The 24,503-nt window shown below is 68.2% G+C and carries 19 protein-coding genes and 1 pseudogene; 12 read left to right on the plus strand and 8 right to left on the minus strand.

Annotated features, from left to right (window positions below):
* Positions 1–15: 15 nt before the first annotated feature.
* Positions 16–333, minus strand: a complete 318-nt coding sequence (locus VS93_RS04720) for a hypothetical protein (RefSeq protein ID WP_046468785.1) — start codon at positions 331–333, stop codon at positions 16–18.
* Between the two features lie 1,078 nt (positions 334–1,411).
* On the opposite strand from VS93_RS04720, the gene VS93_RS04725 reads away from it, so the two are divergent.
* Positions 1,412–2,695: a helix-turn-helix domain-containing protein gene (locus VS93_RS04725; RefSeq protein ID WP_156184675.1), complete on the plus strand. Its 1,284-nt coding sequence runs from the start codon at positions 1,412–1,414 to the stop codon at positions 2,693–2,695.
* Between the two features lie 1,005 nt (positions 2,696–3,700).
* On the opposite strand, the gene VS93_RS04730 is transcribed toward VS93_RS04725, so the two are convergent.
* Entirely contained in the window at positions 3,701–4,603 is a 903-nt protein-coding gene (locus VS93_RS04730) for an alkaline phosphatase PhoX (protein WP_236700343.1), read from the minus strand.
* Between the two features lie 645 nt (positions 4,604–5,248).
* Here VS93_RS04730 and VS93_RS31040 point away from each other — a divergent pair.
* Entirely contained in the window at positions 5,249–5,428 is a 180-nt protein-coding gene (locus tag VS93_RS31040) for an SAM-dependent methyltransferase (RefSeq protein WP_046468786.1), read from the plus strand.
* A 91-nt stretch (positions 5,429–5,519) separates the two neighbouring features.
* Here VS93_RS31040 and VS93_RS04740 read toward each other — a convergent pair whose 3' ends face one another.
* Positions 5,520–6,425 (minus strand): helix-turn-helix domain-containing protein, encoded by a 906-nt coding sequence (locus VS93_RS04740; protein WP_046468787.1) that lies wholly within the window; start codon positions 6,423–6,425, stop codon positions 5,520–5,522.
* 607 nt (positions 6,426–7,032) lie between these two features.
* Here VS93_RS04740 and VS93_RS04745 point away from each other — a divergent pair.
* Entirely contained in the window at positions 7,033–7,860 is an 828-nt protein-coding gene (locus VS93_RS04745) for an SAM-dependent methyltransferase (RefSeq protein WP_046468788.1), read from the plus strand.
* Positions 7,861–7,887: 27 nt separating this feature from the next.
* Here the strand turns inward: VS93_RS04745 and VS93_RS04750 are convergent, their stop codons facing one another.
* From VS93_RS04750 to VS93_RS04760, 3 genes are all read right to left on the minus strand, one after another.
* Positions 7,888–8,691, minus strand: coding sequence for a hypothetical protein (locus tag VS93_RS04750; RefSeq protein ID WP_046468826.1), 804 nt, complete (start codon positions 8,689–8,691; stop codon positions 7,888–7,890).
* A 155-nt stretch (positions 8,692–8,846) separates the two neighbouring features.
* Positions 8,847–10,325: a phenylacetate--CoA ligase family protein gene (locus VS93_RS04755; protein WP_046468789.1), complete on the minus strand. Its 1,479-nt coding sequence runs from the start codon at positions 10,323–10,325 to the stop codon at positions 8,847–8,849.
* Positions 10,326–10,473: 148 nt separating this feature from the next.
* Positions 10,474–11,202 carry a hypothetical protein gene (locus VS93_RS04760; RefSeq protein WP_156184676.1) on the minus strand — a complete coding sequence of 243 codons (729 nt, stop codon included), beginning with the start codon at positions 11,200–11,202 and terminating at the stop codon, positions 10,474–10,476.
* Positions 11,203–12,407: 1,205 nt separating this feature from the next.
* Between VS93_RS04760 and VS93_RS04765 the strand changes: the two genes are divergently transcribed.
* The 3 genes from VS93_RS04765 (at position 12,408) to VS93_RS04775 (ending at position 15,227) form a co-directional block, all read left to right on the plus strand.
* A complete protein-coding gene (locus VS93_RS04765) occupies positions 12,408–13,457 on the plus strand; it encodes a helix-turn-helix transcriptional regulator (RefSeq protein ID WP_162231642.1) in 1,050 nt (349 codons plus the stop codon).
* A 32-nt stretch (positions 13,458–13,489) separates the two neighbouring features.
* The gene (locus tag VS93_RS04770) at positions 13,490–14,155 is read left to right on the plus strand and encodes a class I SAM-dependent methyltransferase (RefSeq protein WP_046468792.1); all 666 of its coding nucleotides are present in this window, start codon (positions 13,490–13,492) and stop codon (positions 14,153–14,155) included.
* Between the two features lie 154 nt (positions 14,156–14,309).
* On the plus strand, positions 14,310–15,227 hold the full coding sequence (locus VS93_RS04775) for a hypothetical protein (RefSeq protein ID WP_052745533.1): 918 nt from the start codon (positions 14,310–14,312) through the stop codon (positions 15,225–15,227).
* Between the two features lie 130 nt (positions 15,228–15,357).
* On the opposite strand, the gene VS93_RS04780 is transcribed toward VS93_RS04775, so the two are convergent.
* Entirely contained in the window at positions 15,358–16,587 is a 1,230-nt protein-coding gene (locus tag VS93_RS04780; RefSeq protein WP_162231643.1) for a cytochrome P450, read from the minus strand.
* 173 nt (positions 16,588–16,760) lie between these two features.
* Between VS93_RS04780 and VS93_RS04785 the strand changes: the two genes are divergently transcribed.
* Genes VS93_RS04785 through VS93_RS04800 form a run of 4 tightly spaced genes read left to right on the plus strand, consistent with a single transcriptional unit; the run spans position 16,761 to position 21,324 of the window.
* Complete coding sequence (locus VS93_RS04785) at positions 16,761–18,374, plus strand: aldehyde dehydrogenase family protein (RefSeq protein ID WP_156184678.1); 1,614 nt, start codon at positions 16,761–16,763, stop codon at positions 18,372–18,374.
* Positions 18,371–19,519: an acyl-CoA dehydrogenase family protein gene (locus tag VS93_RS04790; protein ID WP_046468794.1), complete on the plus strand. Its 1,149-nt coding sequence runs from the start codon at positions 18,371–18,373 to the stop codon at positions 19,517–19,519. The genes VS93_RS04785 and VS93_RS04790 overlap by 4 nt, the downstream gene beginning before the upstream one ends.
* The gene (locus tag VS93_RS04795; RefSeq protein WP_046468795.1) at positions 19,519–20,793 is read left to right on the plus strand and encodes an aspartate aminotransferase family protein; all 1,275 of its coding nucleotides are present in this window, start codon (positions 19,519–19,521) and stop codon (positions 20,791–20,793) included. Before VS93_RS04790 ends, VS93_RS04795 begins: the two co-directional genes overlap by 1 nt.
* 18 nt (positions 20,794–20,811) lie before the next feature.
* Positions 20,812–21,324 carry a type II toxin-antitoxin system RatA family toxin gene (locus VS93_RS04800; RefSeq protein WP_082126627.1) on the plus strand — a complete coding sequence of 171 codons (513 nt, stop codon included), beginning with the start codon at positions 20,812–20,814 and terminating at the stop codon, positions 21,322–21,324.
* Between the two features lie 267 nt (positions 21,325–21,591).
* Here VS93_RS04800 and VS93_RS04805 read toward each other — a convergent pair whose 3' ends face one another.
* Entirely contained in the window at positions 21,592–21,897 is a 306-nt protein-coding gene (locus VS93_RS04805; protein WP_046468796.1) for a hypothetical protein, read from the minus strand.
* 378 nt (positions 21,898–22,275) lie between these two features.
* Here VS93_RS04805 and VS93_RS04810 point away from each other — a divergent pair.
* A pseudogene (locus VS93_RS04810) lies at positions 22,276–23,463 on the plus strand (FAD-dependent oxidoreductase).
* Positions 23,460–24,374: an RNA polymerase sigma factor SigJ gene (gene sigJ, locus VS93_RS04815; RefSeq protein ID WP_046468797.1), complete on the plus strand. Its 915-nt coding sequence runs from the start codon at positions 23,460–23,462 to the stop codon at positions 24,372–24,374. The pseudogene VS93_RS04810 and the gene sigJ overlap by 4 nt, the downstream one beginning before the upstream one ends.
* Positions 24,375–24,503 lie beyond the last annotated feature (129 nt).

The following is a 24,503-nucleotide window of genomic DNA, read 5'->3' on the forward strand; positions in this document are numbered from 1 at the left end:
CCGTCCGGCGTGCGGTCAGAGGCGGGAAGGCACACGCCGAACGGGAGTTTTCGCGAAGGGAGACAGAGGCCACAGCGTCAACGTGGTGCCCTCAGAATCCAGGTAGACCTCGATCGAGCCGTCATGATGCTCCCGAGCACGCCCATCACCGCTGCTCATGATCCGTAAGAGCCCGTACGGATCGGCCACGACCACATCGCCCAACGCCGTGAGGTGGTCGACCCCGGCCAGACGGGCGAGCCGCTGCGCGGTGTCGAAACACCCGGCGTGGCCATACAGCAGCCGGTCAACTCCCCAGCGCAGGTCGACGCCAAGCGGCTCCGGATCCCACATCTCACCGTTTGTGTCCTGGTGCTGCCCGCAGTGGGCCAACAGGCGAACGCACGGCCGTTCAGAGGATGCCCTGTCAGGTCGACGCACCCCGCAGAAGGTGTGATCGGAGCCGCGCCTCGCGCTCATGCGACCACCGCCAGCGGTTGCGTCTGGATCAGGTTCGGGTTGGCCGGACCCGTCGCGACCGGCGGGGGCGTCGGCGCTTTGCGTGGACGTGCCGAACGCCGGGTCGAGAACGCGGCGGCGAATCCGCTCGTGTGGGGCTGAGGGCACCGGCCGCCGGCGTGAAGAGAGAGGGGAGCCACCGGGCTTGATGAAAGCGTTTCGTTCGCCCCGAGCTTGGCGAGCCCGTTCGCTACCCGCTCAAGCGTGGTTCGGTGGGTACGCGCCTGCTCGCGTTCGAACGCGAGCAGGTATGGCCGCACGCGCGATGCTCGGAGGCGGCCGGACAACTGGCGCGATTCCGCTGATATGACAGCGGCGCGCGGTACTGGCATGGTACGGGGTGTCATCAGTCCTCCTGCGACTGGTGGCCATGCCCCGGGAGTCCTCACACGACTCGCCGGGGTCGCTCGTGGGCGTGCCGTGGTGCACGCCCGTGTTGACCTTCGCCCGCCCTGGGGGCGCCATGGCTACGTGTGGCGGCGAGCGCGCCGACCAGCCACAGCACCAACAGCCATGGGCGCATCGCTGCTCACGGTCCCCCAGCGCAGAAACCCCGCGTTCAGCTCGCATGCCGGTTAGGCACCAGGGAGCCGGCTCCGTCGCAGTCAAGGCACTCTTCCCATGACCACGCTTGTTCTCCGTGCATCACCTGAGCGGCAACGCCACGCCGCGGAGTCCGAAGCTTGGTACCTGTGCCCCGGCAGGAAGCACACGCCCGGACCAGGTAACGGACATCAGGCGGAATCGAGGACAAGGGGAGCCTCCTCGCGGTGCCCGCGCACCGCCTTTGAACGGGGTTGCGTAAGGTCGTAGGGAGAGCCAACCAAGGAAGGCCCCGGCGAAGGGACCCCGAACAGCTCCCCCGACAACCCCCCTTCAGGCCCCGTCCACACCTCTTTTTCGGCGGTGGTGAATGAGCGAGAGAACGCCCAACCTTCGGCTACGTTCCTGGCGCGACGCCAAGAACTGGACCCGTGCGGAGATGGCAGAAGCGCTCAATCGAGCGGCCCAGCAAACCGGCGAATCGATCACCTGCGACGCCGAGCGCATCCGACGTTGGGAAGTGGGAGAGACCCGTTGGCCCCAGGCTCCCTACCGGCGGATCCTTGAGCAGGTCACCGGGGAACGAATGGACGAGCTCGGTTTCACCCGCCCCGGCTCCGGCGGCGATACGGATTCCGCCCGCCCGCTCGCCCCGGAGAGACCAGACGTACTGGTCGCCGAGTCCGAGCTGTTCGACACGATGGAACTCGCCCGGATGGCGGGCATGTCCGACCTGGGCGCCGGAGCCGTCGAGGGTCTCCACGAGGCGGTGGAACTGCTCTGCCGCGCCTACGCCACCACGCCCACAACCGCGCTGAAAGCGCGCACCAAGCAGCGCCTACACAACGTGATCCGGATGCTGTCGGGCCGCCTCACCCTGGCCCAGCACCGCGAACTCCTCGTCTCGGCCGGCTGGCTTTCCGCTCTCCTCGGGTGCCTGCACTACGACGCAGGCGAACGCGAACAAGCCGAAATCGCCCGGCAAGCCGCCTTCCAGATGGCCAAAGAGGCAGGCCACAGCGAAATCATGGCCTGGACCCGCGAAATGGCGGCCTGGTTCGCCATCGTGGAACACCGCTTCGAAGAGGCCGCACTGCACGCCCAAACAGGCCAAGACATGCTCAAGAACCCCACCAGCGCCACCGTGCAGCTCATCCTCAAACAGGCCCAGTCACTGGCACGCGCCGGCGACCGGCCCGGAGCCAGCGACGCCCTCGCCCGCGCCGCGAAGACCCTGGACCAGGTGCCCCACCCCGAACACCCCGAACACCATTTCGTGTTCGACCGCTCCAAATGGCTGATGTACGCCTCAACCTGCTACGTCTGGCTCGGAGACGACGAACGCTCAGAAGAGACCGCACACGAACTCATCGACCAGCACACCCGCCCCGACGGCAGCGTCCGATCCCCCATGCGGGTCGCCAACGCCTACATGGACCTCGGGATCGTCCACGCCCGTAGAGGCGACCTTGACGCCGCCATCCAACACGGGGCAAACGCGCTGTCCTGGGAGCGGAAGAGCAACATCGACCTGTTGGACCGCGCAGAGGACCTCAGCCAGGTACTACGCCAGTACTACCCCGGCGAAGCATCCATCCGCGACTTCGACGAGCGAGCCAGCACCATCCGGCGAACCATCGAAAACGGCAGCTAAAACCGCGCCGCCAGCTCCACACGTCCGGTCCCATGTCTAGTCCCAGCACTGCCGAATCCGGCTGTATGAGATCAAGGCGACGGCGCGTAGCGCCGTCGCGCCTGCCGTGGGTGGGTGCTCGGGCTGCGGGCTGCCGCCCGGTCCCGAGCACCACCCACGCGCACGCCGACAGTCCCTGCCGTATCGCCAGTTTGACGCGCCGAGGGGACGATCCGTGGACATTCCAACAAACCCGGTCACGGACGTTCTAAATCCCGAGGTACTCGATCGCGCGACTCTGCCTGTCTTCGGCTCTGTGTCCAGCGCGATCGAGCACCTCGCTCGAAAACCGCGGTTACGCGCCGCTCGTGGTTGCTGGGTCGCATCGCTACGCCGGCTCACAGGTTTCCCGCCGCTGTGGCGGGCCGCCTCCTACCGTCCGTTGGTCGGGTGATCTGACCACAGGCAGCTACTTAAGCACCGTGCCAGATCCGTGCCAGATTGAGCGGGCACTCATGGGGAATCACGGGGATTCAGCGGAAGATCAGTTGCATTCGCGTAGGGTATAGAAACGGCAGGTCAGCGAAGACCCCTCTTCTTTGCTTCCTAAGCTGGGAATGACGGTACGGCGCATCCTGCTAACGCGGACGCTAACAACGGCTGTGGACAGGGCCGGATGGACGCGGAATCAGCGGGTCGAGAAGTCGACTTGGCACCAGGTCAACACGCATCCTTGGACACCGCCGGACAAACCCACGCTTGCTACGGATCAGAAGGTTGGGGGTTCGAATCCTCCCGAGCGCGCCCAGGTCAAAGGCCGGTTCCGATCACGGAACCGGCCTTTGCTCACTCGTGTACCCCAGAGAAGTACGGCAACGTCGCTCCGAAGGGTCATCCGCTATCGACTCGCCCCTGCAGGGAGGACCATCCCCGCGTGCGCGGGGAGCACGCTCTACCTGGCCCTGATGAGCCTGGCCCCCAAGGGCACCGGCCGCCACACCTCGGAAAGTGGCGATCAGGCCGAGGTCACAGGCTGGTGCGGAACGGGCCGGTGACTTCGTAGGTGATGCCGCCGCTGCTGGAGCCGGTGGTGCCGCGCTGGGAGGAGAAGTACATGCGGTTTCCGGCGGGGTTGAACCAGACACCGCACAGCTCGGACCTGTCCTGCCCGGTGACGCGAAGGAACGGGGCGATGATGTCGTCGGGGGTGATGATGCAGACCTCCATGTTGCCGCCGTCTTCGGCGACGTAGAGGTCGCCGACGGTGGCACCGGTGATGTTGTCCACGCCGGTCAGCGGCGGGTTGGAAGTGAGGTCGTCGTCGTAGGCGATGTGCAGCTTGTTGTTGACCGCGTCGTAGGCCCACACCCGGTTGTCGCCCTTGGTGGTGAAGTAGCAGTAACCGTTGCGGTAGAAGGCTCCTTCACCGCCGTTGAACTGCTTGGCGCCCGCGACCTGGTAGCGGGTGGCGGTGGGGCTGCCATCCGGGTCGGGTACGTTCTCCCAGGACAGGGTGGTGCCGTCTTCGACGAGTACCTGAAGGGTGCCGGCCGACAGGTCGCCCCAGGTGGTGGGGATGAACCGGTAGAAACAGCCATCACTGGTGTCCTCGGTCTGATAGATGACCTTGCGGTCGGGGTCGCAGGCAGCGGCCTCGTGCTTGAACCGGCCCATCGCATCGCGCCGAACGGCGGCCTCGGCACCCCACGGGTCGGTTTCCCACGTATAGCCGTCATCGGTCTCCTCGCAGGACAGCCAGGTATTCCACGGGGTGGGCCCACCAGCACAGTTGCGGGTGGTGCCCGACAGTATCCGGTAGCGCCGGTGATGTTGGCGTTGCTGTCGAACTTGACGGCGCTGACGCCACCGCCACCGCTGCTCATCTCGGAGTTGGACACGTAGATCCAGCCGGTGTCGTCGGCGAAACACGCACCGCCGTCCGGCGCGCTGTGCCAGCTGTAGCCGGTGTTGGCGACGGCCTGAGTGGAGCGGGCGATCACGCGACTGGTGAAGTCGGCCGGCAGTTCGATGCCATTGGCATCAGCGGCCTGTAGGGGACCGTAGGGGCTGGGACCGGTGTGGGCGGGGAAGGCGAAGGCTTCCCGGGTGACGCTGAAGCCCAGAGTCACCACGGTGCCACCGACCACGGCAGCGCGGAGGAAATTCCGTCTGTCCACGGTTCTCTCCCTCTCAAGGAGCGGAAACAGGTTGGCCTGCGGTCGAAACCGGCTGTCGGCCATCGGGAAATATAGAGGCGCGACCGGTGTCGGATCAGTGCCGCGGCCATGAACTCTTCACGACCGAGGGGTGATCGCAAGAAACCTGTCCTGTTACCAGGGATATTCCCTCCCGGCGAAACGACTCCGAGGTGGTGCGCTTCCCCTGAGATCATGGAGACCGATGATTCGGAGTTTCGGGCGGGAGCGGTGCGCATCGTGGAGGAGACCGGTAAGCCGGTTGCCCATGTGGCGCGTGAGTTGGGGACCAACGAGTACACGCTGCCGGGGGTTCCCCTGCCCCTCGATCCCGATGGGCCTACGAGATCCTCCGCCCGCCCCCACCGAGATAGGGCCCATGGCAGCCGGTGACCAGATTCGCGAGGTCTTCCCGGAGATCGTCGTGGACGCCCGCGCCGTCCGGGCGTTCCTCATTCGCGTTGTGACCTATCTGGCCGGCGAGGCCGGAAGCCGCCAGTTCCTCGACACCGGCGCCCCCCCGGTGGACGACTTCGGCGCGGTGGGGTGTAAGCCCTGACCCTCTTCCTCGCCTCGCGGCGCCGCGGCCTGTGACCGGCCTGATATGGCGTGGAAGGCACGTGGAGGCGTTCACACGGTGCGGGTGCCGCTCAGGCGAGGTCGTTGTAGAACGCGGTCAGTAGGGCTGGCGTGGCTGAGGGAGGCGGGGCCTGGATGCACAACTGCTCCATGATTTCCAGGTACCGGTGGGTCTCCGCACGCTTGTCGAGGTAGAGGGCGCTGTGGAGCTGTTCCAGGTAGACCACGTCGGACAGCTGGGGCGCGGTGAAGCGCAGGAGGCTGAACGGGCCGCCCGCCGCGGGATGCCCGCCGTGCGCGAACGGCAGGACCTGCAGGGTGACATTGGGCAACTCCGCGATCGTGAGCAGGTGCTCGATCTGGGCGCGCAGCACCTTCGTACCCCCGTAGGGCCGACGCAGCGCCGCCTCATCCACAACCGCCCAGAACCGCAGCGGTTCCGGGCCGATGAGACGCTGCTGGCGCCGCATCCGCATGGCGACGCGCCGGTCGATCTCGGCGGTGGGGGAGGCGGCAACGCAGGAGAGTTGGATGACAGCGCGGGCGTAGTCCTCGGTCTGCAGCAGGCCGGGAACGAACTGCAGCTCATAGGAGCGGATGATGGAGGCACCCTCCTCCAACCCGATGTAGGCCTCGAACCAGTCGGGCAGGACGTCCTCGTAGTCCTGCCACCAGCCTGGGACGTTGGCGCACTCGGCCAGTGTCAGCATCGTGGCCCGCTCCTGGAGGTCGCCCACCCCGTAGAGGGTGAGCAGGTCGGCCACGTCGCGGGTTTTGAACCGGACCTGGCCCAGCTCCATTCGGCTGATCTTGGCCCGGGAGGCCCGGATCGCATACCCGGCGTCCTCCCGGGAGATGCCTTTGGCGGTTCGCAGCCGGCGCAGCTGGGTCCCCAGCAGGATTCGCACGACCGTCGAACCGCCCTGCGCATCCCTGTGGAGCCGACCGGCGACCGCACTATCTTCCACCGGGATCATGCGCCCTCCCGATAGCAGACTTCTCACGAATAGTCGCCAGGATAGCGAGAAACCCGTGATGGTGCATGCTTGGCGGTTTTTGAATGTTTCACAGGCGTCCGCATCCACATCTCCTCACTTTGCGCACCACCACACGAACAATCTGTTGACCGACCCGATGTGAGAATCCGTAATTACCTGGAACACGGGGAGCGGCATCGCGACATACGCGTCAATTTCCTAAGGTACCGATGTTTCCTCACTCTGAGAAATCGGACAGACGCGCAGTATGGGCCGGAAAATCGGGTGTACGCGAACGCTCCTCCCCGGTACGGACGGTGCGGTACCTGCACGCGCCGCCGCTGGAGTTTCCGCGCGAGGACTTTGGCGGCTGCCCGTCGCCCCTGGGAAACCTTCCCAGGAAGAGCAGGCGGGTTTCCCGTGCCATCGGGCATGGGGTTCCCCTTGCCAGGAGTCGAGTGCGCCAGCAACCACTTGGCCGTTGGTGAGGTCGCCGCCCTCGTTCCAGCCATCTCACTCCTGGTTCAGCCATTCAGCGCACGTACCTATGGGCCTGGTCTCCACCTGTAATATGTGCGCTGGCCCCTAACGCGCAGGAGGTCTCCCCATGGCGGACTCCCCGAACTCCTCCGGCCGCGAGGAGCAGCCACCGCCTCCCAGGATCGATACCACCGTCCCGCACTCGGCTCGGATCTGGAACTACTGGCTGGGCGGCAAGGACAACTACCCCGTCGACCAGGCGGCCGGCGACGAGTTCAGTGCGATTTTCCCGGGAGTCTTCAACCACGCCCGCACCGGCCGGTACTACCTCGTGCGGGTTGTCCGCTACCTGGCCAGTGAGGCGGGAATCCGCCAGTTCCTCGACATCGGCACCGGTCTGCCTACTGTGGACAACACCCATGAGGTTGCCCAGCGAATCGCCCCGGAATCCCGCATTGTCTACGTTGACAACGATCCGCTTGTGCTGTCCCACGCCCGTGCGCTGCTCATTAGCGCCCCCGAGGGCATGACCAACTACATCACCGCCGACCTGCACGATCCCGAGCGCATCCTGGCCGAGGCCGCCAAGACGCTGGACTTCACCCGGCCTGTTGCGCTGATGCTGATGGGAATCCTGGGCCACGTCGCCGACCATGACGAGGCCCGCTCGATCGTGCGCCGGCTGCTGGACGCGCTGCCGTCTGGCAGTTACCTGGCGCACTACGACAGCACCAACACCAATGAGACGATGAACGAGGCCAACCGGCGCTACAACGAGGAGAGCGGCGCCGTCCCCTACATTCTGCGCAGTCCCGACCAGGTCGCGCGTTACTTGGATGGTCTGGAACTGGTGGAGCCTGGCGTGGTTTCGTGTCCGCTGTGGCGACCTGACTTCGCCCCCCTCGACGAACCCGGCACCAGGGATCTCTACGGGGGCGTGGGGCGAAAGCCCTAACAGGCATCGGCTCCGGGGGCCTGCCGGTCACATGGCGGCCGTTCCCCGTAGCTCGGGTTGCTCGCGGGTCCACCCCTCATCGTGGAGCAGTGCGCAGGCGGACGCGCGCAGGGCGGGATCCCGGACACTGGCGACGAAGGCGGCCGGATCCTCGCCGCAGAGCCGCCTGAGGCCAGGGGACTTCCCGAGCAGCTCCCGGATGAGCGTCCGTTGGTCACCCAGCGCGAGTGCCCGCTCTTCGCCGTCCACCAGGCACCCGTGGTCGCTGACATAGACGTACGGCGAAGCCAGGGGGTCCCCGTTGGGAAGGCGCACGGGAAACCGTGCGGCCGGCAGGACGCACCTCTGGTAGTTGGGCTCCGTCGCGTCTAGGGCCCGGAGTTGCTCCTCGTTCAGGAACAGCACGAACAGGCGCGACACAGCGGCGCCGGTGACTATGGGGGCTGCGGGGATGTATCCCGCCCTGCTGATATGCGCCGAGACCCCGGGGGCGATCGCCTGGACTTCGGTAAGCACCATCGGGAACACCGCGGGGACTCCCCGTTCCACGAACTTGCGGCGCATCTGGGCCGGGGACGCGTTGGAGCCCACCGCGAGGACCGGGAAGCACGACCTGCCCATGTCCAGGCCATGGGGCGCCAGAGCGTCGGCGAGCGCCACGGGTGCCGACTCGCGGTCCTCCGCGACCCGCCACTCGGCTACCCCCGTGCCCGTGATCGGACGGAGCCGGTGGAAACGGGCGCCGGCGACGAGGCCGGAGTGATCCGGTACCGGGCCGGGATAGGTCAGCGGGTGGGATACCGGGTCGTCCTCGAAGAGATCACTCGTCATGGTTTCGGGGGCGGCGACCACGTGCGTAAGGCCGAATGCCGTTGCGCGGACACGTCGTTCGAGGGTACACGGCTGGAGCCGGAGATCCTGCGTGCGCGTGCCACCGACCGGGTCACGGGGCGGTGCCGCGCGCACGGCGCCGGATCCACGTGCCGCTAGCCGGACGGGCGGGTGTAGCGGTGCTTGACCCCAACGGGGAAGTGCTCCGGGTCGCCGGCCGCGCGCAGGATCGTGTGCGGGAGCTGCCGGTCGGGCGGCACGTAGTGCGCGAATTCGCTGTTGAGGCGCAGCAGTTGGTCCCGGACGGACTCGGCGGCCAGACGTTCCCGGCCGCTGGTGGGCTCCTCTCCGGGTGCCAGCTCGACGACGAGCCGCAACCGCCGGTCGCTGTCGGAGTCCTCCACGGTCTGCAGGACGAACTTGCCGGTGACCCAGTCACTGACGCCCGGCTGTTCCAGTCCCACCGCGACGTTCTCCGGATAGATGTTCGCGCCGAAGTAGGACACGGTGAACAGCGACCGGCCGAACACGTACGCGAAGGGCAGCCGCCTGGTCTCGTCCGCCTCGGACACGGGGTCGAAGCCGTGGCGCGCGCAGAACGCGAGCATGTCCTCGTAGGGGACCAGTCCGCCTTCGTCGGCGATGTGGTACCGGATCAGCGGCACGCCGTTGTCACCGGAGAAGAGCAGTGTCCCCTCGTGTGTCTCGAAGAACCGGTGCGTGGGGTCGTACTGGACCAGGGTCGGCAGCCGCGACTCGCCGAACAGCTCCCTCGCCGCGGTGGGATCGCCGGCCAGGAACCGGCGAATGCGCACTGACAGCGGCGTCTCGTTGCCGAGCACACCGGCATCGGCGGTGCCGTACAGGGCGGCCGAGTCGCGGTCGGGGTCGGTCATTCCGGCTCGCCGGCCGACCAGCTCGCGCCATTCCTCGGTGAACACCTCCCCGGCCAGCACGAGCTTGACGGCGTAGCGCGCCCACTCCACCCCTGCGGCGAGTCCGCTGTCGATCACGTCCTTGACGAACGGGGGGTAGCCCAGCAGCACCACCTGGTCGACATGCGGCGCGAGCTCGGGGATCACCCGCAGGATCTCGGCCTTGTTGTTGCCGGGAGCCACCACCGTGATCGGGTAGCCCTTGGCCGCCAGGTGGCGGACGCAGGCGGCCGTGTAGAGGCCGCCCACCCAGGTGCCCAGCGGGAAGCACACCACCGCGAGCGTGCTGCGCTCGGCCGCCCTGAAACTGTCGGCGAACACCCGCTCGAACCGGGCGGCCACGCCGAGTTCGTCGGTGAGGAAGCGCGGCCAGAACGTGGGCCGGCCGGTGGAGCCCGAGGAAACCGCGATCATGTCGCACCCGTCCAGCCGGCCGTTCCGGCACAGCTGCGGCAGCGGGTAGCGGTGGTGGTAGTTCTCCTTGGAGAGCAGGGGGAGCCGCCGGAAGTCGTGGAAGGTCCGTACGCTGTCCGGATCGACCTCGTTGGCTCGCAGGAAGTCGCGGTAGGCCGGAACCGAGGCTACGACGCGGTGGAACAGCTCGATGGCGTGCCGCTCCGGCTCGTCGGGCGCCGCCGGCCGCGTGTCGAGGAACTCCCGCAATGCGGCCACAACCCGTTCGGGGCGGTCAGCGTCCATGCGCCGAGCGTACCCGGGGCGTTTTCGCCGGGTCGGATGAGCGTGGCCGAGCAGGGCGGCTGTTCTCCGGCCGCGCCATCCCCCTCGCGGCCGGGTTCTGCCGTTGAGGCGCGCGCGTGGACGGGCGGGGCGGGCCCCACCGGGATGATCAGGGAGGCTCGGGTGGGTCCGGCGGTGAGGTCGGTGGGGGCGGTTCGTCGCTCCCGTCCTCGCCGTTGCCGGGTTCTCGCGGAGGCTGCGGCGGTACCGGATCCTCGGCCGGCGCGGACGGCCGCTCGGGCACGTCGCGCCCCGTATCCGGTGTGGGGGGCGCGGGCTCCGCGCCAGGGGTTCCGGCCCCGCCCTCCCCCGTTTCGGGCTGTTGGGCCGGAACGGAGATCGTGCTCGTGAAGGTCTGCTTCGATTCGGCCACGGATGTTACGTCGTCCCAGTCGGCCTCGCCGCTGAAGCCGGGGGAGGCGTGCGGCTTGGAGGGCTCGAAGTGAAGTGGGGAGGGCTGCGCTTCAGGGCGGTGGTGTGGCGCACCATCGGCTGAAACGGCAGAACCGGGAATCGGGTGGAGGAGCGTCAAGGCCAGAGCGGTGGAGGCGATACCGGCCGCACCGGAGGTGAGCCCGGGGTGGCCGTGGACGCGGTCGCTGAACCAGGCGCCAGCGCTTCCGCCGCGGCCTTCGGCACGCATCTGGCGACGCCCACGGCGCGGTGGCGGATCCGATGGCGGATCCGGGGCATGGTCGAGCTCGCGTTCGATGCGTAGCCGGCGAAGGTGCCGTTTCAGCTTGGTGATCTCGCTGCTGTTGCGCCGGTCGCGCAGGTAGAGCCCCACGACCGCCGTCGACAACACCCCCACGATGATGGGTAGGACGATTTCCCCCATAGCGCCCCCTGCGGACCCGTCAAGGATAGCAAGAGGTGTCCTACGTCACCCGCACTCGCGCACTGGCGGGCCGGCTCCGGCGGGCCCGTTCCGGTTTCCGGGCGGCGGCGTCCCACCCGGCCTGACCCCAGGGATGAGCGGGCAGATCGGTGGGGTAGGGGGACGCTCGGCCGCCCCGGCCTCCGCGCGGCCGGGGGTTTCCCGGTCAACGCCGTCATCCCCCCTTTTCAGGCGCCTTCCAAGGAGGCGCCTTTCTGCGAAAGTGGGCGGCCGACCCGAGTATTCACCGCAAGTTCTCCCCAGCGAGACAAAGGGCGGGCAAACCTGCTGTCCAAGGCACTGGATATTTCCGTTCCGCCACTCCGGCGGGTGCTTCCGAAGCCGCTGCGACGAGGGGCGCGCCTGGTTTATTCGTGATTCATATCACTTTCCCAGCTCAGGCGAATGAGCCTGGTGTTTTCCATGGTCGCGGGGGCTCCGGAGCCCCATGATCAGTCATTAAAACAGCGAACGTTTCCTTTTAAGGTTGGCTTAGTCTTACTCCGATAACGTCGCTCAGGACCAACTCTCCGAAGGGGAAAGGAGCAACCGGCATGTCCGTCGGGCCGCTGTCCGCGACAGCGGATGGGATGGCAGGTTGCGATCGCCGACCTGAGGCCGCAGGTCCGCGGCGGGTCGGCGCGGCGTAGCCGCAGTGGCGGACGAGGCCGACGCTCGCGCGGTGACTGGCGTGCGGGCCGATCCGGCGGGGTCCCGCCCTCCGACGACCCGAGCACGCCGTCGACTCGGCGGCACTCTCACACGTACTGGCGTAGAGATTCTCGCTGTTCTTGGCGTGCCGGTTCTACGCGTGACGCGGGGGACGGATTCCGGTCGCGCCTCGGGCCCCATTGGGTGGAGGACTCCCGAAGACGACACGCAAAGGCCTCGAAACACCAGGAGCCTCTGGCGTGCCCAACTGCCCGCTCTGTAGGCAGACGAACCCGTACTGCTCGTGTCGCTCAGCCGTGGACAAAGGTGCCAGAAGAGGCCTCGCAGGCGTGTCCCCCAACCGCCAGTGCCCTGTGGTGGGTGGACTCCAGGGGCCGTCCTCTTCTTCCCCCGAGTCCTGAAGCTCCGGTCGAACTGTGATCCGTGCCGGGCTGCTGGATCGAGATGGCCCGCGTGTGGAAGCGATCAACGAGGAGACTGCCATGGAAAGCGCCGTGAGCGAAGTAGAGGCCGCCAGAACCGGGCACCAGCCGGAACTGGCGGCTCTTGAGTCCTCGGTTCGGATGACGTTGGCCGACCAGGCCCCGTTTGATTCGCTTTTCCTCGGGACGGCCGATCCGCTGAGTGGGCTGCTGGAGAGCGGGCGCTTCTCCGGTCTGCCGAGACAGCACGCGTCGCGGAGTCTGCTGACCGAATACGCCGTTACCGATGTGAACAAGCTGACCGTGCTCGCACGGCAGCGCCGCTCGGTCGGGTTGTCGCCGGAGGCGACCGGAGGCGAGCCGCAACGGAGCTTTCGGTACCGCGGAATCCTGCGGCAACTGGGGATCGAACACGAACTGCGGGTCGCGCTGACCTGCCAGGGAGTGTGTTGGGGGTACGTCTCCCTGTTCCGGCGGAACGGGCGCGCGGATTTCTCCGCCGCCGAGACCTCCACTGTGCGGGCGTGGGCCGCGGAATTCAGCTACGAGCTCATGAAGCGTGCGCTGAACACGCCTATCGGTCGCCTCTCCCCCGAGCAGATAGGCGTGATCAGCCTGGATGGCAAGGGCCGCACCGAAGCGGTGAACGATTACGGCTGGTACCTGCTTCAGCATCTCAACTGCCAACGCTGCCCGCAGCATCCGGCTCTGCCCCTGGCGTTATGGACACTCACGGCCCGGCTGATCAGCGGCGCTCCGGACAGCAGCCCGTCACAGCGGATGCTGCTGCAGGACCAGAACCTGGGCTGGTTGCAGCTCAGTGGAACCAGGCAGCGCCATCGGGACGGACAGCCGCAGGCGACCGTGTCCATCCAGGGGGCGCGCCCACTGGTGGTGGCCCCCTTCCTGCTTGCCGCGCACGGCGTCACCCCCCGCGCCGTGCAGGTCGCTTTGCGGGTGCTCAGAGGCATGACCTCCACGGAAATCGCCGACGACCTGCAGATCTCCCGGCACACCGTGCAGGACCATCTCAGGCCCGTTTTCAGAACGCTGTCGGTGAACAGCCGGCGGCAACTTGTCAGTTCGCTTTTTCCGCACCTCAAACCGTACGAACTGCGCTGAATGCCTCGAGAACGACGGAAGGAAACACGCTCATGCCTACAGAGAACGACCCGCTTGACCCGGAGCCCGGGCAGGCGGTGTACACACCGGGAATCCTGGCCGTCTACAACACCGCGGTGCTGCGGATCTCCCAGCCCCTGGCATGGGGCTGTCCCAGCCGGCGGATTCTCGACCTGTACGACCGCCACGTCTCGGCCAACCATCTGGACATCGGTATCGGCACCGGTTACTTCCTCAACCGGTGCACCTATCCCGTCGAGCGGCCCGAACTGACCCTGCTGGACATGAATCCCAACTCGCTGCGCGTGGCGGCCGGCAGGCTTCGCAGGTACTCGCCGGCCACCAAGCAGGGCAATGTCCTGGAGCCCGTCGACCTTCCCGAGGAGAGCTTCGGGTCGGTCGGTATGAACTGCCTGATGCACTGCCTACCGGGGGAATTCACTGACAAGGCCGCGGTCTTCGAGAACGTCAAACCGCTGATGAAACCGGGCGCCTGGCTGTTCGGCAGTACCGTTCTGGGCGCGCTGCCCGACCAGAACCTCTTGGGGAAGGCGATTCTGCACAGTTACAACCGCAAGGGGATATGGAGCAATTACACCGATGACCTGGACGGTCTGAACAAGGCCCTCTCTCAGCACTTCGACGTCTTCGACGTGACGATGGTGGGCAAATCCGCGCTCTTTAGGGCCCAGCGCTGATCTCAGGTCTCTCCAGCGCTCACCGTCACCTCACGGGCGATTGCGCCGGCGGTTCCGGGGCGTCCCAGAAAAATTGGGATGGCCGCCCGCCGCGCCGCGGATCTACCGTCGGTGGCGATCTGCGCGAGAACGACACAAAAGGAGTGTGTACCGAATGCAGCAAGAAGGCGGGACGGTCGCCTACACCATCGCCGGCGAGGATCACATTGACGCGCTCGGCCCTGAGCAGTGCGACCTCGACTTCTGGATGGGCCAGATGATCAAGCAGGCGCCCGAGTGGGAAGCCCCTTTGGGCGTCCCCGCGTACTTGCTGGAGGACGCGCCGCTTCGGCAGGCGCTGCTGGCCGAGTTCTCCTTCCAGGCGATCGCCGAGGACAAGGCGACCCGGGCTCTTAGCGCGCTCCTTCCCATCGCCCCGGACACGGACTGCCTCGAGTTCTACACCAGCCAGATCATGGACGAGGCCCGGCACCGCAAGCTGTACCGCTCGCATCTGCTGGATCTCGGTGTGCCGCCGGCCGAACTGGACCAGGTGATCGCCCAGTACGCCGGCGACGCGGCCGAGGCGGTACTGAGCCCGGTCGAGCACTACGGCCTGGAGGACATGGCGGAGCACGGGGACTTCTACCGCGGCGTGCTGCTCGTGTGCGTGCTCGTCGAAGGGGTCATCGCGCCGATCACTGAGCTGAGCGAGCGCAAGTGGCGGCTGCTGGACCCGGTTGCCGCGCGCATGCAGCTCATGGCCAACCGCGACGAGACCCGGCATCTGGCCGTCGGAAGCACGATCATCCGCCGCCACCTGTCCGCCCAGCCGGACCGCAGGGCGTCGCTGCTGGACATGGTGCAGACCGGGCGCGAACTGTGGCAGAGCCTGCCCATGTCCGATCTGCAGTTCACTCTGGAGCAGGTGTTCCAGCAGGGAATGGAGCAGCACGCGGACGTGGTCGGCGACTACGAGATCTGGCCCGGGCGGCGGATGCTGGACACCACGCCGGAGGAGAGGGCGGAGGTCGGGCGGCTCTGGGCCCAGCAGATCCAGGACGAGCGGCTGGAGTACATGCTTCTGGCGTGAGGGAAACGCGGCGCGCGGCAGCCGACGGTGGCAGGCCGCGCCCGGCATGACTCGATGGGTCGGGAAACCGACCGTACCGCCCTGCGCGACCCCGCGCCCAAGGGCGGTACGGTCCTTCGCCGGCCCCGGCCTACCCCGATCGTTTCGCGATGAGCGGGAGCCGATGCGCTCCGCGGACGGCGAACGACTCGTACCACTCGACCGGCCCGGCCTGCCTCAGATCGCTGAAGCGGCCGAACAGTGCCCGCAAGGCGCTCTCTCCCTCCAGCCGTGCCAGAGCGGCGCCGAGGCAGTAGTGCGGTCCGGCGCCGAACGCCATGTGGGTGCCGCTGTTGGTGCGCGTGATGTCGAACCGGTTGGGGTCCTCGAAGACCGCCGGGTCCCGGTTGGCGCCGCCGTACAGCACGATGATGGGTTTTCCCGCGGGCAGCCGGCCACCGGGCAGCTCGGCCTCCTGGAGCAGTCCGCGCATGTTGGTCTGTACGGGCGCCTCGAAACGCAGCGATTCGTCGACCACCCGCGGCGCGAGATCCGGGTCGGCCCGGAACAGTTCGAGCTGCTCCGGATGGTCGAGCAGGGCGAGTACCGTCGTGCCGACGAAGTTCGTCAGGGTCTCGAATCCGGCCACGAACAACAGTTCCGCCAGGGCGATGAGGTCCTTGGGATCACAGTCGTCCGGGCTGCCCTGCACTATCGTGCTGACGATGTCGCCGCCGGGATCGTGCCGGCGGTCTTCGAGGAGGTCGGAGAAGAATCGCTCCATGGCCGTCAGCGTCTCTTGGAGCTCGCGCGACTGCTGGACCGTGCGCACACCGTCAGCCGTCGCCCCGATCACCCGTCCCCATTCTGCGAGCATGGGCACGTTCACCTTGGAAAGGCCGAACATTTCGCAGATCACCAGCACCGGAAACGGCACGGCGAAACGCTCGACCAGGTCGAACGGCTCGTTCTCGGGCAATGCCGCGACAAGCTCATCGGCGAGGCGGACGGTCGACCGGCGCCGTTCCGCGACGGCCTTGCGAGTGAATAGCGGGGCAACGATTCGCCGCAGCCTGGTGTGATCCGGCGCGTCGATACCGGCCAGCGAATCACGAAGCGGATGGATGTGCTGCTCCGGAAACGCCGCCTTCGAAGTGGCACCGCCGGCCGTTCCCCCGAGCATGGTGCAGGTCATATCCGGGTGGCGCTCCAACGCCGAAACGACATCGTGGGAGGCCGTTACATAAAAACCCAGCCGACTGCGATACCAGGGGCCGCGCCGTCTGATCTCGTCGTAGAGCGGATAGGGATCCTGCTGGCGATGCGGACGGTCCAACTCGGCGGCCAGATCGCCGATGCCGGCGGCTGCCCGGGCGACCATCCGGGTCATCCACAAAGACCCCGCCAGTTTAACATCATTCAGCGTTCCATTGCTCATGCCTGAACGGTCGCCGCGACACACGTGCTGGTCAATCCCAAAAAACTCGGGATAACAATGTATTGCTGCCGTCCCCTAGCTTTGTTGACGAAGTCCCATACTTTGAAAGGTTCGTCGTGAGAAGCTATCCGACCTTTGTCGGGAGTGTGGACCTGCCCGCCCAGGAGTGGATTCACGTCCTCAACGCGGATGTGCTGATGCAGGACCCGATGGCAGGGTTGAGGCTCAAGCGGGAACTCGACCGCGGCCGGACCACCGCCCCCGGGTCCGACCAGGTGGCCGGACGGGTGGCCAGGTCCACCGAGCAGCAATGGGAGCAGGCGGTGTCTTCCGCGCGGAGCGCGCAGCGGGAGTGGTCCCGGTGGCCGCTCGCCGACCGGCTTTCCCTCGGTGTCGCGCTGCGTGGTGTGCTGCAGGACCGGATCGAGGAGTTCATCGAGGTGCTCATCGCCGAGGGGCACCCGCGCCGGCTGGCCGAGTGGGAAGTCGCCGGTGTGATGCAGCAGTTGGCCCCGGTGACGCTGGACACGGTGGCCTCGTTGCTGGAACGGGCGGAGGACGTCGGCGGTCGCGAGCTCCGGCTCGTCCGCAAGCCCGACGGTGTCGTGTGCCTGAGCCCGCCCCAGAACGCGGCGGCGTCCAACTCGATACTCGGCGTCGGAGCGTTGTTCGCCGGGAACACCATCGTGGTCAAGGCTCCGCGCAGCTGCCCGCTCGGGGTCGCGTGGGCCTGGCGGGAGCTGGTCGGGACGGCATTGGCGGAGATCGACGCGCCTGCCGGCACGATCAACGTCATCTGCGGCGCGCCGGCCCCGATCATGAACAGTTGGCTGGCCCACACCGATGTGGACACCGTCTTCTACATCGGGGACAGCCGGCGCGGCATGGACATCGAAAAGCGTTGCGCCGAGGCCGGCAAGAAGTCCGTGCTGGAGCTCTCCGGCAACGACGGCGTTCTGGTGTGGTCCGATGCCGAACTCGAACTCGCGGCCCAAGCCCTGCTCGAATGCTTCTACGGGTCCAGCCAGATCTGCATGGTGCCCAAGTACGCCGTGGTCCATCCCGACGTCGCCGACCAGCTCATCGAGCTGCTGGTGAAGCGGCTGGACCAGGTGCGTCCCGGACTGCCCGATGACGCCGAGACCCTGCTCACCCCCGTACTGCGGGCCGCGGACTTCTTCGACGTGCTGGCCGAAGCCGTCGAGGCGGGCGCCACCCTGGTCGCCGGGGGCGAACGCACCGACCACCAGGGGACGGTCGATCCGGCCGGGGTGTTCCTGCAACCCACCATCGTGCGGGTCGACGGCCTTTCCCCGGCCGACCAGCTCCAGGCCGTGCGGGCGGAGACGTTCTTCCCGCTGCTGCCGATCGTCGTGCCGACGCCCGCCGCGGACAGCGAGCTGCTGCCGGCGATGCTGGACTTCCTCGACTCCAATCCCTACGGTCTGCGCAACTCACTGTGGGCCGGCGACCGGGCCGTCATCGACGAGTTCTGCGGCACCATGCGCAATGGGGGGTTGCTCAAGGTCAACGACTCCCACCTCGGGTTCGCGCCGACGCTGCCGACACACGGGGGCACCGGTCTGACCGGCGGGCCGAACGGTGAGGCGAACTTTCCGGCGCTGCGCACCAGCCGGTTGCAGGGCATCAGCATCGCCACCGGGGTCACTCCCCGGGAGTCGATCTTCGACAGCGCGCTGCCCCCCATGGACGTACGGAGCGCACGATGAGCTTTCTCGAGCGTGAGCGGTCGGCCCTGGAACGGCTCCTGCCCGGCCTGGACGACACGCTCGCCGACTACGGAACGGTGGCGCTGGAGCAGCCGGGCAGCCGCGGACCTGCGCTGTTCAAGGAGGCCGGTGGGCCCGGGCTGCTGGTACCGGGTGAGCACGGGGGAAGGGGCGCGGACGCGGTGGCGGCGGCGCGCTGCACCAGGGCCCTCGCGTCCAGATCCCCTTCTCTTGCCGTGGCCGCCACTATGCACAACTTCTCGGTGGCCAGCCTTGTGGCGCTGGGCGAGCGCAGCGACGGCTTCGCATGGATGCTCATCGACGCCATCGCCCACGAACACCTGCTGATGTCCAGCGCGTTCGCCGAAGGCCGCTCGGGCCAGAACATCCTCCGGCCCGCTATGCGGGCCGAGCGGGCCGCGAACGGGTGGGTGGTGTCCGGCAGCAAGCGCCCGTGCAGCCTGTCCCGGTCGATGGATCTCATCACGGCCAGCATCGCGCTTCCCCGCGACGACGGCGAGCACGACCTGGGAATCGCGGTGATACCGGCCACACAGCCGGGAATCTCCGTGCGGCCGTTCTGGAACAGCCCGGTCCTGACAGGAGCGGAGAGCGACGAGGTGATTCTCGACCGGGTCCCCGTCGAGGATGAACTGATAGTCCGCCCGGACCTGAACGACGCCTCGAGAGCCGGCGACCTGCAGGCCATCGGCCTCATCTGGTTCAGCCTGCTGGTCGGCGCGTCCTACATAGGGGCCGCCTCCGCGCTGGCACAACGGCTGCTGGACGCCGGGCGCGGCAGTGCGGACATCCGCGCCGAGGTCTGTTGGTCACTCGACACGGCCATGTTCGCGATCGAACGGGTGGCGCTCGATGTGGACGCCGGGCGGCACGGCAACGAGGAACTGGCGATGGCCTTGTCGGCCCGCTACGGCGCACAGCAGATCATCGGCCGCGCCACCTCTCTGGCCGTGGAAGCCCTGGGAGGAATGTCCTTCATCAGCCAGCCGGACGTCGCCTGCCTGGCAGCCACCACTCATGCCGCGGCGTTCCACCCCCCTTCCCGGTCCTCGCTCGCCGACGCGTTCGGCGACTACTTCCTGGGAGGTCCGCTGCGGCTGGACGCAGAGAAAGGAAACCGGTGATGGACACCGCTCCCCCCTTCGGCACCGGATCGGCAGATGACGATCCGTTTGGCACATTCGAGCGCCACCTCAGCTCGGCGCGGGTGGCGATGGCCCGGATGTTCGACGACCACCTGGAAGTGGCCTCCCAGGGGGCCGTCGTCCACACCGCCGACGGCGCCGAGTTCCTGAACTGCGCCGGTTACGGGGTCCTGCTGCTCGGCGCCCGGCATCCGCGCGTGGTCGAGGCGGTCGCCCGGCAGCTCGGCCGGCATCCGCTGGCGACGAGGATCCTGCTCGAACCGACGAGCGCGCACGCGGCGCGCGCACTCGCCGATGTGTGCCCGCCCGGTCTGACCAAGGTGCATTTCGCCGGTTCCGGGACGGAAGCGACCGAGGCGGCCCTCAAGCTGGCCAAGGCACACGGAGTCCAGCGGCTGGTCACCACCGCCGACGGCTACCACGGAAAGACGATGGGCGCGTTGAGCGTCACCGCGCGCGAGACCTACCAGGCCCCCTTCCGGCCGCTGCTGCCCGATGTGGTGACCGTGCCCCACGGCGACGCGAACGCGCTGGCGGGCGTGCTCGCCGACGGTGTGCCGTCCAGCTTCATCGTCGAGCCGGTGCAGGGTGAGGCCGGGGTGGTGCTGCCGCCGGCCGGATATCTGCGGGATGTCGAACGGATCTGCCGCGACCACGGTGCCTTCCTGATCGTGGACGAGATCCTCACCGGCCTCGGACGGCTGGGCCGCTGGTGGGGAGTGGACGCCGAGAACGTGCGGCCGGACGTGCTGCTGGTCGGCAAGGCGCTCAGCGGTGGCGTGGTGCCGGTGTCGGCCGCCGTGTGCACGGAGGACGCCTACCGGCCGTTCGACAAGGACCCCTTCCTGCACACCTCCACGTTCGCGGCGGCGCCGATCGCCGTGGCCGCGGCGGGGGCCGCGGTGCGGACCATACAGGAAGAGGGGCTGGTGGCCAGGGCGGACGAGCTCGGCACCCGACTGCGCGAGGCATTGCGGCACAGTGCGCGGAACAACTGCCCGCACCTGGTGCGGGAGGTGCGCGGCGAGGGACTGCTCATCGGGGTGGAACTGGCCGATCCCGGAGTCACCGGGGAGCTCCTGCTCGCCCTGCTCGACCAGCATGTGCTGGTCAACCACTCCCTGAACAACACAGCGGTGCTGCGGCTCACCCCGCCCGCGGTACTCACCGATGCCCAGGCCGATCGGATCGCGGCGGCCTTCGACGCCGCCTTCGCGGAACTGGCAGCCCGTTTCACCGGCCAGGCCGGCTAGTCCGACCACGGAGAACATATGTATTCGGTACTGATGACCGCGTTCGTGCCCGGCCACGGACGCGACGAGACCTTCGACACCCTCGCCGACTTCGCCCGCTACGCCGAACTCGTCGACGCGGTGCGAGAGGTCGAGGTGCTGCCGCCCGAACCGGACGGCTCCCTGGTCAGCCACTGGGTGGTGCTGTTCCGCAAGGGACTGCTGCGGTGGTCTGAATCGGACACCTTCGACCGGGGCCGGGGCGTCATCTCCTTCACGCAGACGGACGGCGACTTCGATGTTTTCGAAGGGGGCTGGACGGTGGAGAGCGCCGAGGACGGGGCCGCGGTGACGTTCCGCGCGGAGTTCGACTTCGGCGTACCGAGTATGGCCGGCATCGTCGACCCGGTCGCCGGCCGGGTGCTCCTGGAGAACCTGGAGCTCATCCTGCAAGGCCTCTTCGCCCAGTCCGACGTGCGCGTTATCCGGGCCGAGCACGGCGTGGCGGGGTCCTCGGCGACCACTGCGGGGACACACCGGACGGCCGGGTAGCGCCCGTCGACACGGCCACCCGGCCGCGTCGGGGTCGCTTCGTCCGCGGGAAGGATCCCCCGAGGCGATGCCGTAAGAGCGGTGCGGGACGCCCCCGTGTCCCGCACCGCAGGCACACACGTGGGGCGACGCCTCCGTCCGCAGACGCCGCCCCACCGTCCGGGTCACGGCTTCGCCGCCCTCACCACGCTCCGCTCGGCCCGGACCGCCGGCTCATCACGGCCGTACCCGTGTGCCCCGCTGGGCCGGACCGCATGGGGCCGGAGATCACGGCTCAACCCAGAGCGCCCAGCCGTTGCGGGTGATGGAGGGCTGGTCGCAGTGGTAACCGGTGAATTCGGGCTCTGACTTCTCGAGTTCACGGGCGACGACGTCTCTGCCGTCGAGATGGCAGAGTGTCACCGCGGGAGCATTGTAAATATGCACATCCTGGGTGTTGGTGCCGGTGCCGTCACCCGGAATTCCGTCGCTCGGAAGGCGGTCGCCCAGATCCGCACTCGCCACACCGGTGAATAGGCCCACCGCCGCGACACTCGAAGCGAGAACCAGTCCGATCCGGGTTTTGCGCTGCATCAAACTCTCTTCCTTTCGAGAACCTTCAGAACAAGACCGTCCTTCGTGCCCGGGACACGAGCGGGACCGCGACCGACACTCGCCTGGTGCGCGCATTGTCCGCGGGAATCGGGCAGCGGCACGTGTGCTCTCTCAGCGCTCTGTCAGCCGCCCAGAGAACCGGGGGCGCCGAAGATCCCGCCCGCCCCACAAAGACGAACCTAGGTCCCGTCCCCCTCTGCGCGAGTCGCGTTTAAACAGACATTCGACGGCGGCTAAGAAAGTATTAGGATCCCCGGGCCCCGTAACGCCGACGCCGTTCCCGCAGCGCGGGGAGGGCCCCGCGTCCGTACGCGCGTGACCGCGCCCGAATGTCACATTCCGCGGGGCCGCGCCGTCGTGACGGTGAAGGAGGTACCGCCAATGCAGAAGAAGATCACCGTGGTCGGCGGAGGGGTGGCCGGCCTCGTCGCGGCGGTCGCCGCGGCCGAGGCCGGCGCCCGGGTCACCCTGTTCGAGGCGCACAGGCGACTGGGCGGGCGGGCCCGCTCCACCTCGGCGCCGTACATCGCCAGCGAGGGTCCGCACGTTTTCTACGCCGACGGTCCGCACTGGCGCTGGCTCGCCCGGCGGCGCCTCGTGCCGGCCTCCCGGCTCGGGCCCGCGGAGCTGTTGCGGGCCCGGATGCGCGTTGAGGGGCGGCTGCGCGGCCTGCCCCCTGCCCCAATGCTGCGCGCGGCAACCCGGCGGAGGCTGCGCGCGCCCATCGGCCGGGACTTCACGAGCTGGGCGACGGAACGCTTCGGGGCGGACACCGCCCGCTGGATCGCGAACATGATGGGGGTGGTCACCTTCGACGCCGCCCCCGGCCGGCTGTCGGCCGCGTTCGTCTGGGAACGCTTCCTGCGCGTCTCCCGCCCCGGCTGGCCCGCGGTGCGCTATGTGCACGGCGGCTGACAGACGGTCGTCGACGCCCTCGCCGCGCGGGCGCACGGGCTGGGGGTCGGCATCGAGACCGGGATCCGCGTCGACCGGCTTCCCGATCCCCCGGTGATCGTGGCGACCTCCCTGGCGGCGGCCCGCTCCCTGCTGGACGACGAGAGCCTGCGCACCGAGAGCGGGAACACCGCACTGCTCGACCTCGGGCTGCGCAGGCGGCCGGGTGACACCTTCCTGGTCTTCGACCTCGACGAGGCCGGTTTCCTGGAACGCTACACCGGCGCGGACCCGTCGCTGGCCCAGTCCGGGGAGTCGCTCGTGCAGGCGCAGATGCCGCTGCGGGCCGGGGAATCCAAGGACGACGCCCTGGTACGGCTGGAGCCCCTGCTGGACCTGGCACTGCCGGAATGGCGGGAGCGGGTCACCTGGCGGCGCACGGCCGCCGCCGCGGGCAGATCCGGGGCCCTGGATCCGCCCGGGACCAGTTGGCGCGACCGGCCCGCGATAGACCGCGGAGACGGGGTCTACTTGGTCGGCGACCAGGTCGCCGCCCCCGGTCTGCTGGGCGAGGTGGCCTTCGCCAGCGCCCGGCGCGCGGCCGCCATGGCCACCGCTGGTACAGCCGCGCATGGGACGCTCACTGTATGAGTGGGGAGGTCGACGCGACCGCTGTCTTCGCCGAACAGCGCGATCTGCTGTTCGGCGTGGCCTACCGGATTCTGGGGCAGGCCGCCGATGCCGAGGACGTGGTCCAGGACACCTGGTTGCGCTGGCGCGACGTGGACCACGCGCGGGTCGACAACGTCACCGGCTACCTGGTGCGCGTCGCCACCCGCCTCGCTGTGGACCGGCTGCGGCTGGCCCGCAACCATCGCGAGTCCTATGTCGGTTCGTGGCTGCCCGAACCCATCCTGACCGGTCCGGACGTCGCGGAGGAGGTCGCGCGGGCCGACTCCGTGGCGGTCGGGCTGCTCATGGTCCTGGAGACGCTCTCGCCACTGGAGCGGGCGGTGTTCGTGCTGCACGAGGCGTTCGGGTTCTCCCATGCCGAAATCGCCGCGATGCTGGACCGCGGCGAGCCCGCGGTCCGCCAGCTTGCCCGCCGGGCGCGCGGCCACGTGCAGGCGCGGCGGCCCCGCTTCGACGCCGACCGGTCGACCCACCGCGAGGTCACCGAGCGCTTCCTGGCCGCGTGCGCCAGCGGCGACGTGGACGGCCTGGTGAGAATGCTCGCGCCCGATGTGGAACTCACCGGTGACAGCGGCGGCGTTGGGAAGGGCCCGTTGCGTGTCATCAAGGGCGCGGACAAGGTCGGCCGCTTTCTGGTGGGCATCGCCGGCTACCCGCCACCGGAGCCCGCCGTGTATCTGGCGGAGGTCAACGGCAGGCCGGGAATCGTGTCCACCTCGCGAGGGGAACCGTTCGCGGTGTTCGCCCTCGATGTGGTGGAGGGCCGGATCACCGCGGTCTGGCTCTTCACCAACCCGGAGAAGCTGGCGGCGCTGCGGAATGTCGGGAGACGCTCCGCGGCGCCGCCGGAACGGCCCTTCCGGCGATGATCCGCCGGCGACCGCAGCGCCGCGGCGGATCGGCTCCCGGCGTGGGGCGGGCGCGCGGTGAAAGGAGGGCTGGTCCACTCGCCCGAACAGGGCCCACCACGCGAATTGACCTCAACTCTGGTTTAGGTC

Source organism: Allosalinactinospora lopnorensis, assembly GCF_000981225.1.
GTDB lineage: Bacteria > Actinomycetota > Actinomycetes > Streptosporangiales > Streptosporangiaceae > Allosalinactinospora > Allosalinactinospora lopnorensis.